The sequence below is a fragment of the Clostridium sp. DSM 17811 genome, from assembly GCF_018861905.1.
Classification (GTDB): Bacteria; Bacillota; Clostridia; order Clostridiales; family Clostridiaceae; genus Clostridium_AD; species Clostridium_AD frigoriphilum.
Window position 1 is genome coordinate 297314 of sequence record NZ_JAHLDU010000002.1, and the last position, 11321, is coordinate 308634.

Genomic DNA, 11321 nt, shown 5'->3' on the forward strand with positions numbered 1-11321 from the left:
AAAAATGCAGAGATATTATATATATAATGCAAATATTTTTAAATGTTCTGAAAAGGTATTAATAAATAAGACAGGTCGATTACTTTAAAGATTTATTGGCTAAAATAAGGCTGTGGAGGTATATAATACTTGAAAATATATTTAAAACATTGCTTATGTTATAATAGAAAAGTAAGGAACAAATTTATATGTTCTTTCGTGTAAATAATTTTTCAAGTATAATATTTTATTATGGCTAGACCTTTAGTGTATTATGCAGTAACAATATTTATGGGATGCATTACTTGCTTAATATTAATAAACAATCCTATTGTAGGTGCATTTATAGCTGTAATTTTTTTAGCTAGTATGTATTTTACTATAGATAAAAAGTTTTTTTATCTAGTAGCAAGTTTTTTTATTATTGGTATTATAAATTATTATTCTTATTTTAATACTAATTTACCAAGTGATTCGAAACTTAAAGTGAGAATAACAGATAAAAGTACATATTATTGCTCAGCAAGATATAATAATAAGAAGATTAATCTGAAAGGCAATATATTTGAATTAAGTGAAGGAAGAAATGTTTGGATAAAAGGTAATTTTAAAAAGGAAGCAGTATATGAAAAGGGAATAGTTGGAACATATACAGTTAAAACTTATGAGAGTTGTGATGAAGATATAATATCAAAAATAGAAAGCTATAGAAAAGGGTTATATGAAAAATTTTCGGAAAGTTTAGGAAAAGAAAAGGCCGCTTTAGTTATGGGTGTATGTTTTGGAGATAGTGGATACATAGAAAAAGTGCAAAAGGAAGATTTTAAAAAGCTGGGTATAAGTCATGTTATAAGTGTATCAGGTCTTCATATGTCAATAGTTTATAAAGTGTTAGAAACTGTTATTGGTTATAAAATCGCTCTATTATTTTCTTTTGGATACATGATATTCACAGGAGGGCAATCATCGACAATAAGAGCTTTTATAATGATTACTATATTAAAAATAGCTAGCAAAGTATATAAAAAATATGATAGTCTATCATCTGTTAGTTTGGCTGCAATTATAATATTAGTATTTAGACCTTTTTATATTCTTGATATAGGATTTATGCTTTCTTTTCTTTGTGTTCTTGGTATTATAGTATTTAACAAGAAAATAAGGAAGGCGTTATATAAATTACCTTCTACTTTAAATGAATCTTTCAGTTTGAGTATAAGTTCTCAAATATTCTCTACTCCATATGCAGTTGTAGCACTTAAAACCTTTTGTTTAGGGTCTATGCTTAGTAATTTAGTGCTATTACCCTTTTATACAGTAGTTGTGATACTTGGGAATATGGGGCTTGTTTGTAGTGCCTTTTATCGATTGTTTAATTTAATAAATTATGGCTTGTTTACTGTTTTAATGATTATAGAATTTATTCAAAAGGTGCTTGTAGCATTATTACCAGAAATGCTTTACTTTTCTTATATTGAAAGTTTAGTTGTATTTGGATTATATCTATGTTATCTTGGAATTAAAAAAGGTTATATGCAATTTAAGTATGTTCCGATTTGTATTATTTTTGTTTTAGTATTTCAAAGTTATAAAGTTTTTCCAGAGGTTAGTTATATAAGCGTGAATAAGAATAATGTGGTTTTAATACAATACAAACGGACAGCTATTGCAGTAACCACGGGGAATATTAAGGGAAATGATTTAAAAGTGCCGGTTAAAATAGATAGAGTTTTCGAAAATTATACTGGTAAGTCAGCTATAAGTCTTTCAAAAAGATATACTATTAAATTAATACGTAATCGTGATAAATTAGAAGCTTTACTATGTTTTACTCAGGAGACAAATAAAAAACAGAATGTGGAATTACTTAAAAGTGGAAAGGATGAAATTACACCATTTAAAGATATAGTAAAACTTGAAAATGATGAAACATACGTGCCGTCAGGAACAATTATTAATAAATATATAATCATAGGAAATAAAGTTTTAAAATTTTCACAAGGGTTGGAGGAAATAATTGATTAATTATGCAGAACTTGAAAAAAAGATTAAAAAACATGAATTAGATAATTGTTATATATTTTGTGGATCAGATGAAAAGTTAATAAAAGATCATGTTGAATATATAACAAATAGCGTACTAGACAAAAATTTTATTGATCTAAATTATTCAAAATTTGATGGTAGTAAAACAGATTTTGAGACAATTAGTGATGCTTGTGAAACTATGCCGTTTATGAGCGATAAAAAGGTAGTGGTTGTATATAGGGCAACCTTTTTAGAGGATAATTCAGGAACTAAGAATTCTAATGATTTGAAAAATAAAAATTTTCTTATGCTAAATGAATATTTAAAAAATCCACCGCCTCAATGTATATTGATTATATATTATACGTTTTTAAGCGATAGAGAAAAACCGAGTAACAAAATTAAAAAACTAGACAAGAAAGCATGTGTGATAAAAGTTGATAAATTAAAAGGGGAATCTCTCCAGAAAATATGTAAAAATTTATTTGAAGGTGCCGGAGCGAAAATCGGAAAATCAGAACTTGTTTTGTTTTGTTCTCAGGTAGATAACAATATGAATATTATAATAAATGAAGTAGAAAAGCTAGTATCATTTGCAAATGGAAAAGAAATTACTAAAAAAGATATTTTGGCGATGATGCCTCAAAAGAGTGAAAATGATATTTTTAATCTAGTTGATTTTTTGTCTCAGAAGAATATAAAGAGGGCTCTAGACATTTTGAATGAACTTATATATAGGGGAGAGAAAATACCATTTATATTATTTATGGTAACAAGGCAGTTTAATCTTTTATTTAATATAAAATTAGGTACTGAAAATGGGAAAACAAAGGAGCTTTTGTCAAGTGAATTAAGGCTTCATCCATACGTTTGTGAAAAAATGATTTCACAGAGCAATAAATTTACTATAAAAAGGTTAAAAAGAAATATCGAACTATGTCTTGAAACAGAAAAAGTTTTAAAAAGTACTTCAACTGATGATAAAACAAATATTGAAGTATTTATGGTAAAGACCGTAATGTAGTGATCGAGGAGAGGCTTTTAAAAAAACAAATAATAATATAAACAAAAAAATAAAAAAACCGGTGTAAATCACCGGTTTTTTATTATGCTGCTAAATTTAAAGCGTTTAATCTTGCTGCAAGTCTTGATTTTCTTCTTGCTGCTTTGTTTATGTGAAGTATTCCTTTTGTTACAGCCATGTCTAGAGCTTTAACTACAGATGCATATGTAACCTTAGCTTCTGCAACATCACCAGTAACTAGTGCTGTTTCAAATTTTTTAACCTTAGTTTTTAAAGCAGATTTAATCATTGTATTTCTTTCTGTTTTAACTGCAGTAATTTTAATTCTTTTTTTTGCTGATTTAATATTTGCCATTAATTTTCACCCCCCTTTGTATTTAATAACGTGTCAGCAGTTTCGGGGAAACTGCATACGAATCTATTTAATTAATCAACTAGTATTATAGCATTAAAATATAAGCACTTCAAGGGTAAATTAATCTATATACATAAATTTTAATATAAGACTTAGTTAAATGAGTCAGAAAGCTTAAAATAAACTTTTTTAAGAATAAGAAAAGACTATTGGGAAAGGATAATAATAAAAATGTAGTTGAGGTGAAATTATGATAAGTATAAGAACAGACTTAGCCGTAGAGGCTAAAGAAATATACAAAGAAAAAAACAATGGTGAAATGCCTGGTGTTGATGTAGAAGAGTACAATAAGGAAGATATTAAAATTACTAATGTAAAAATAGTAAGCGATATCGGAGCAAAAATGATGGGAAAACCAAAAGGTACATATATAACTATTGATATCCCTGAATTTGTTCATTATGATGGTGATGCTATGGATAGAGTAAGTGTAGTAATGGGAGAGGTTCTATCACCACTAATAAAATTGGATGACAGTATGACCGCATTAGTGGTTGGCCTTGGCAATTGGAATGTTACCCCAGATGCTGTAGGACCAAAGGTTGTATCGAAAATAATGGTTACTAGGCATTTAAAACAATTAGTACCAGATTCTATAGATGAGGGTATACGACCAGTATGTGCAATATCTCCTGGTGTTCTTGGAATAACAGGTATGGAAACTGGTGAAATTATTCGTGGTATTGTAGAAAGGATTAAACCCAATTTAGTGATTTGTATTGATGCATTAGCTTCTAGAAAAATGAATAGGGTGAATAGAACCATCCAGATAGGGACATCTGGAATTTCTCCAGGTGCAGGAATTGGAAATAGAAGAATGGAAATAAGTGAAAAAACATTAGGTGTGCCAGTCATAGCGATTGGGATACCGACAGTAGTAGACGCTGCAACACTTGCAAATGATACTATTGATTTAGTACTTGATGAGATGATTAAATCTGCAAATGAAGGTAAAGAATTTTACAATATGTTAAAATCCATTGATAAAGCGGAAAAACAAAAGATGATTGCTGAGATATTAAATCCTTATGTAGGCAATCTTGTTGTTACACCAAAGGAAATAGATATGGTTATAAACTCTGTTTCTAAAATAATTGCTAATGGGATTAATATAGCATTGCAACCAGCATTAGACTTAGAGGACATAAATAAGTATTTAAACTAGTAATAACTATTCAGATTCCCTCATATATATTGTATAAACAGGGGGGATGAAAATGAGGTATAGAGGTATAAGTTTTATAGGAAAAAATAAGATTATGCCAAGTGGAAAAATGAATTTTTTTAAAAATTCCATTAAAAAAAGTAGTAATGTGAGAATGTTTTTTTGTGTCTTCACATTACTCATTATTTTTTTATTAGGAGTAATTCTGCCTAAAAGTGCGAAGGCAGATAGTGGAGGAAATTATAGAAACTATTTTTATGTTAAGGTTATTAATAATGTTTTATCTGTAATGAAGGCATCGTATGTAAACGGACAGGATAAAAACAGTGAAAACACAAATGGGTCAGTAGTTTTATCATTTCTAGGAATTGATATTTCGAATCCTATATCGATAGTTATAAAGGAAATAGCTTTTTTAGATAAAAATGAAGTTATCACGGATGTAAAGAATTCAAAAACATTTAGCCTTAATTCTTTTAATTTAGATGATAAGCAGGTAAATAAGTCAAAGGTTACTAATGTTGTAGCAAAACTATATGACTCTAGTTTGAAAGGTACGCTAAATAAGGCCAAGCCGCGGGTACTTATATATCATTCTCATACATCTGAAGCTTATTTAACTTCTGACACGGATACATCGAAAAATACTGAGAGTTCAGATCAATCTCGAAGTGTAGTTGCTGTAGGTGACGTAATAACCGAAAATCTAGAGAAAAATTATGGAATTTCAGTTATACATGATAAGAATGTAAATGATACAGAAGATTACAAAAACGCTTATAAGAAGTCTGGGGTTACTTTAGATAAGTATTTAAAGTTATACGAAAAATTTGATTTGATTATTGATTTACATAGAGATAGTATAGACAACAAGAAGACATTAATTACAAAATTGAATGGTGAGGACGTTGCACGATTTATGTTTGTAGTAACAGATAAGAATCCTAGATATGCACAGCAGAAGAAATTAATAGATTCTATGATGTCAATATCAAATAGATTATATCCAGGGCTTATACGAGACGAACCAATTTGGGTTTATCACTGGGGCATGGGTTTTTATAATCAAGATAGAAGCAATAACGCACTTCTAATTGAAGTAGGTGCAAATAGTAATAGTATCCAAGAAGTAAAAAACACAGGTAAATATCTATCAAGAATAATAGCAGAACAATTAAATGGAAAAAAATGAATAAATTATTATAAAAAGTGCATCCTTAATAATGAGCAGATAATAATTAAGTATTATCTGTTTAAGAGAATAGGTAGGGGGCACTTTTTATGTTAAAGAAAGGTATTATTAAATACATATTTATACTAGTTATTTGTTTTTCTATACTTATTTATGGATTTGTTGAAGTTAATATTAACAAACCTGAACTTGTAAAAGAAAAGTCAAAATTTACAATGAATTTTAAATTAAACCCTTTAGATTTTAGAATAGAGACGAAGGGATATGTTTTTTATACAAATGGTAAATTCTTTTATAATATTAAAGAAAAATGTATTGACACGTATAATGAAATTTTTATGAAATAATATAAGGGTAACATATTGATTAAATAAAGTATCACGTAAAATAACAATGCATTGACAAAAACAGATATAATTATGATATAATTCAAATAGATGTATAAAATTAAAAAAAATTAACATATAGTACAACGGGGGTAAAAATTAATGCAGAGTAATAGACAAAAGTACATAAGGAATTTTTCAATAGTTGCACATATTGATCACGGCAAGTCTACTCTTGCAGATAGATTACTAGAAAAGACAGGTACTTTAACTAAAAGAGAAATGGAAGAGCAAGTACTTGATAATATGGATTTAGAAAGAGAAAGAGGAATTACTATAAAGTCTCAACCGGCTAGGCTCGTTTATAAAAGGGAGAATGGAGAAGAATACATATTCAATCTTATAGATACTCCGGGTCATGTAGATTTTAATTATGAGGTTTCAAGAAGTTTAGCTGCTTGCGAGGGCGCTGTACTTGTAGTTGATGCGTCACAAGGAATTCAAGCTCAAACTTTAGCAAACTGTTATCTTGCATTAGATAATGACCTTGATATTGCGCCAGTTATCAATAAAATAGATCTTCCTAGTGCAAGACCGGACGAAGTAATTAAGGAAATTGAGGATGTAATAGGTATTGAAGCCCTTGATGCTCCAAGAATTTCGGCAAAAACTGGACTTAATATAGAAGATGTTTTAGAAGCTGTAGTAAAGAAAATTTCACCACCTAGTGGGGATGAAGAAGCACCACTTAAGGCTTTGATTTTTGACTCTTTTTATGATAGTTATAAAGGCGTAGTATGTTATGTAAGAATTAAAGATGGTATAGTTAAACCAGGAACAAAAATCAAACTAATGAATACTAATAAGGTATACGAGGTAGTAGAAGTTGGAGTGTTTGTTCCAAACTATCTCCCAGTAGCAATGTTAAGTGCTGGTGATGTTGGATATATAACTGCTTCTATAAAAAATGTTAGGGATGCACGTGTTGGTGATACTGTAACAGAATCTGATAGACCAGCATTAAAGGCGCTTAAGGGATATAAACCAGCGATTCCAATGGTATTTAGTGGTATTTATCCTATAGATGGTGCAAGGTATGGAGAATTAAAAGAGGCGCTAGAAAGGCTTCAGTTAAATGATGCTGCATTAGGGTTTGAACCAGAGACATCTATTGCCTTAGGTTTTGGATTTAGATGTGGATTCTTAGGCCTTCTTCATATGGAAATAATACAAGAAAGAATCGAGCGAGAATTTAATTTAGATATCATTACGACAGCACCATCAGTTATATATAAAGTAATGAAAACTAGTGGAGAATTAATAGAGATAACAAATCCTACTAATCTTCCAGAACCTACAGAAATTAGGTATATGGAAGAACCGATAGTTAAAGCGTCTATAATAACACCATCGGAGTATCTTGGATCAGTTATGGAGTTATGCCAACAAAAGAGGGGCGTATATATTGATATGCAATATATAGAAACCACTAGAGTTGTGGTAAATTATGATTTGCCACTTAATGAAATAGTATATGACTTTTTTGATGCTCTAAAATCAAGAACAAAAGGTTATGCATCCTTTGACTATGAAGTAAAGGGATATGTAACTGCAAATCTTGTAAAGCTGGATATTTTACTTAAGGGAGAAAAAGTTGATGCTTTGTCTATGATTGTTCCAGAAGAATCAGCTGGGCATAGAGGTAGAATTATGGCTGAAAAATTAAAAGAACATATACCAAGACAAATGTTTGAAATACCAATACAAGCATCTATAAATTCGAAGGTAATTGCAAGAGAAACTGTAAAAGCTCTAAGAAAAGATGTTTTAGCTAAATGTTATGGTGGAGATATTTCAAGAAAGAAAAAATTATTATCAAAGCAAAAAGAAGGTAAAAAGAGAATGCGACAAGTTGGAAGTGTAGAAGTTCCACAAGAAGCATTCATGGCTATACTTAAAGTAGATTAACAACTTTGAAAAAGATGATTAACAGCTTTGAAAAAGACAATTAAAGTGAGGATAAAACATGAAGAAGGTTGCTTTATATATTCATATTCCATTTTGCAAGCAGAAGTGTTTATATTGTGATTTTCCATCACTAGCTGGCAAAGAGGATTGTATGGTTGATTATGCTGCAGCACTCGCAAAAGAAATATATAGTATAAAGAATAAAAAAATAAAAACTATTTTTATAGGTGGGGGAACTCCCACCTATTTATCTTTAGCGGGCTGGAAAATAATAAAAAAAAGTATTGATACATTAGATATATGTGATGATTTAGAGTTTACAGTGGAGGGGAATCCGGGAACATTTACAAAAGAAATATTGAACTTCCTAAAAGAAATGGGAGTAAATAGACTTAGTATCGGACTTCAAGCCTGGCAGGATCAACTTTTAAAAGAACTCGGAAGAATTCATACTATAGAAGATTTTAAACAAAGCTTTGAAATGGCTAGAGAATTGGGATTTAATAACATAAATGTAGATTTGATGTTTGGACTTCCATCTCAAACTATCAATCAATGGACAGAGACATTAGACAATGTAATTAAGCTTAATCCAGAGCATTTATCTTGCTATAGTTTAATTGTAGAAGAGGGAACAGAATTTTATAAAAGATTTGAAAAAGGCACATTAAATCTCCCAGATGAGGAAATAGAAAGAACTATGTATGCGAAAACAATAGAAGTTTTAAGGAAAAAAGGATATATACAATATGAGATTTCAAACTTTTCGAAAAGGAATAAGAAATGTAGACATAATCTAGTATATTGGGAATTGGATGAATATATTGGGTGTGGAGCTGCTTCTCATTCATATAGTGATGGTTTTAGGTATAGAAATGAAGAAAATATAGAAAAATATATTGAAAAGATGAATAATGATAACAGTGCAATAGTTGAAAAGACAAAAAATTCATTTAAAGATAATATGGAAGAGTTTATGTTCATGGGACTTAGAAAAACAGAAGGCGTAAATAAAAGTGAATTCAAGAAAAGGTTTGATAAAAATATGGATGATGTTTATTACGATGTAATTAATAAATACACAAGAACTGGTTTTATGATAGAAAGTCCAGATAATATTTTTTTAACATATGAGGGTATTGAAGTATCGAACGTAATTATGGCAGAGTTTTTATTATAAATTATAGTAATCTTAATAAGAAATTTTGCTTTTTAACGTCTTAGGTAGTAAAACAGAGATAAGTAGAGTATTTTAAATATAATTTAAAATAAACTATGTAAAATAGCTATATTGAAAAAACAAGATTATTGACAAAAACCATAATAAATGATAACTTAAATGTATACCCGTTAGCACTCAACGGAAGCGAGTGCTAATAAAAGAGGTGATATTATGGAAATGGATGAAAGAAAAATTAAAATACTTCAGGCTATAATAACAGATTATATAAACAATGGTGAGCCTGTAGGGTCCAGAACCATAGCTAAAAAGTATGATTTAGGTATTAGTTCAGCTACAATAAGAAATGAAATGTCAGACCTCGAAGAAATGGGATATATTGAACATATACATACCTCATCTGGTAGAAAACCATCAGATAAAGGTTATAGGTTATATGTTGATAGACTTATGGAACTTACAAAGTTATCTTCTGAGGAAGAATATATGATTAAAAATCATCTTATTAATGTTGCACTATATGAGGTTGATAAAATTGTTAAGCAAGCAACACAAATGCTTTCTCTTCTTACAAATCTTACATCTATAGTGAAGGCACCTTCTGTTCAAAAAAGCTGTATAAAATATATTCAGCTAATGAATTTAGATTCTATAAGCATTTTGTTTGTAATTATTACAGATAGTGGTATTATCAAAAATAATGTTATAAAAGTTAGTAAGCCAATTGGCAATGCAACTATAGAAAAACTTACTAATATGCTTAACTTTAGATTAGTAAAACTTACAATAGAACAGATAAACTTAGAGGTTATTAATAATCTAAAAAGCGATCTAGCTTCTTATGAAGAAATATTTGCAGGGATTATTCCAGCCTTATATGATAGTTTATCTGGGGTTGAGTCTTCGGAAGTTTATATTCAAGGCGCTGCTAATATATTTAATTACCCAGAATATAATAATATAACTAAAGCTCGAGAGTTCTTAGTATTGGTAGACAATAAAGAGAGTATAAATAGCTTACTAGGTACTAACGACAATATTTCTAATATTACAATTAAAATTGGTGGGGAAAATTTTGTTGAGTGTGCAAGGGAGTGTAGTATTATAACAGCAGTTTATAGCGCTTCTGGTGTACCACTTGGATCCATTGGAGTTATAGGACCAACAAGAATTCCCTATGGAAAAGTTATATCAGTATTAACGGGAGTAGTTAAAGAATTAAATGATAATATAGCTCAAATTTATGATGATCATAGATGAAATTTTAAATTAAAAAATTTATTTTGAGCAAGATTTGGAGGAATGATTGAGTGAATACGAATAATGAAGAAATATTAGACGAAGAAAACACAAAGTTTTCAAATGAAGATTCCAGTTTAGCAGGTGACACTAACGAAGTTAAGGAAAGTAAAAAAGAGACTGAGGATACTTTAGATAAAACACTAGAAGAAGCTGAAGTATTAGAAGATGCTGAAATAGTAGAAGAAGATGAAGAAGTTGAAGAACTTTTAGAAAGTGATAAAGAGAAAGATATGAGAAAAAGTAAAAAGAAACTAGAAGCAGAAAACAAAAATTTACAAGATAATATGGATTCTTTTAAGGATAAACTTTTAAGAACAACTGCAGAGTATGAAAATTTTAGAAAAAGGACAATAAAAGAGAAACAAAACATATACACAGATGCTTGTGCAGATGTTTTAAAAGAAGTTCTACCAGTACTCGATAACTTAGAAAGAGCTCTTTCGGTTGAAGGTGGTGGGGAGGAACTAAGAACTGGTGTAGAAAATACAGTTAAGTTATTTAATGCTGCATTTAAAAAACTAGGCATTGAAGAATTATCCTCAACAGGCGAATTTGATCCTAACTTCCACAACGCAGTAATGCATGTAGAAGATGAACAATATGGAGTAAATCAAATAGTCGAAGTATTACAAAAGGGATATAAAAAAGAAGATAAGGTATTAAGACATAGCATGGTTAAGGTTGCAAATTAAACTTTAATAAATGTAAAAGCCTTTGACAAATATAAAATATAAAATATAAA

10 protein-coding genes are annotated in these 11321 nt (G+C 29.4%); 9 read left to right on the forward strand and 1 reads right to left on the reverse strand.

Annotated features, from left to right (window positions below):
- The first annotated feature begins 231 nt into the window (after positions 1–231).
- Together KPL44_RS04135 and holA are read left to right on the forward strand one after the other, a co-directional pair.
- Positions 232–2004 carry a ComEC/Rec2 family competence protein gene (locus KPL44_RS04135; RefSeq protein WP_216247662.1) on the forward strand — a complete coding sequence of 591 codons (1773 nt, stop codon included), beginning with the start codon at positions 232–234 and terminating at the stop codon, positions 2002–2004.
- Positions 1997–3031, forward strand: coding sequence for a DNA polymerase III subunit delta (gene holA, locus KPL44_RS04140; protein WP_216107374.1), 1035 nt, complete (start codon positions 1997–1999; stop codon positions 3029–3031). Before KPL44_RS04135 ends, holA begins: the two co-directional genes overlap by 8 nt.
- Positions 3032–3113: 82 nt before the next feature.
- Here the strand turns inward: holA and rpsT are convergent, their stop codons facing one another.
- The gene (rpsT, locus tag KPL44_RS04145; protein WP_216107373.1) at positions 3114–3386 is read right to left on the reverse strand and encodes a 30S ribosomal protein S20; all 273 of its coding nucleotides are present in this window, start codon (positions 3384–3386) and stop codon (positions 3114–3116) included.
- Between the two features lie 250 nt (positions 3387–3636).
- Between rpsT and gpr the strand changes: the two genes are divergently transcribed.
- From gpr to grpE, 7 genes are all read left to right on the forward strand, one after another.
- Positions 3637–4611 carry a GPR endopeptidase gene (gpr, locus tag KPL44_RS04150; RefSeq protein ID WP_216247663.1) on the forward strand — a complete coding sequence of 325 codons (975 nt, stop codon included), beginning with the start codon at positions 3637–3639 and terminating at the stop codon, positions 4609–4611.
- 52 nt (positions 4612–4663) lie between these two features.
- Positions 4664–5803 (forward strand): stage II sporulation protein P, encoded by a 1140-nt coding sequence (locus tag KPL44_RS04155; RefSeq protein ID WP_216247664.1) that lies wholly within the window; start codon positions 4664–4666, stop codon positions 5801–5803.
- 89 nt (positions 5804–5892) lie between these two features.
- A complete protein-coding gene (locus tag KPL44_RS04160) occupies positions 5893–6150 on the forward strand; it encodes a hypothetical protein (protein ID WP_071613609.1) in 258 nt (85 codons plus the stop codon).
- 141 nt (positions 6151–6291) lie between these two features.
- Positions 6292–8097, forward strand: coding sequence for a translation elongation factor 4 (gene lepA, locus KPL44_RS04165; protein WP_216247665.1), 1806 nt, complete (start codon positions 6292–6294; stop codon positions 8095–8097).
- 58 nt (positions 8098–8155) lie between these two features.
- Positions 8156–9277: a radical SAM family heme chaperone HemW gene (gene hemW / locus KPL44_RS04170; protein WP_216247666.1), complete on the forward strand. Its 1122-nt coding sequence runs from the start codon at positions 8156–8158 to the stop codon at positions 9275–9277.
- A gap of 213 nt (positions 9278–9490) precedes the next feature.
- A complete protein-coding gene (hrcA, locus tag KPL44_RS04175) occupies positions 9491–10537 on the forward strand; it encodes a heat-inducible transcriptional repressor HrcA (RefSeq protein WP_216247667.1) in 1047 nt (348 codons plus the stop codon).
- Between the two features lie 50 nt (positions 10538–10587).
- Positions 10588–11271, forward strand: coding sequence for a nucleotide exchange factor GrpE (grpE, locus tag KPL44_RS04180; protein ID WP_407934989.1), 684 nt, complete (start codon positions 10588–10590; stop codon positions 11269–11271).
- Positions 11272–11321 lie beyond the last annotated feature (50 nt).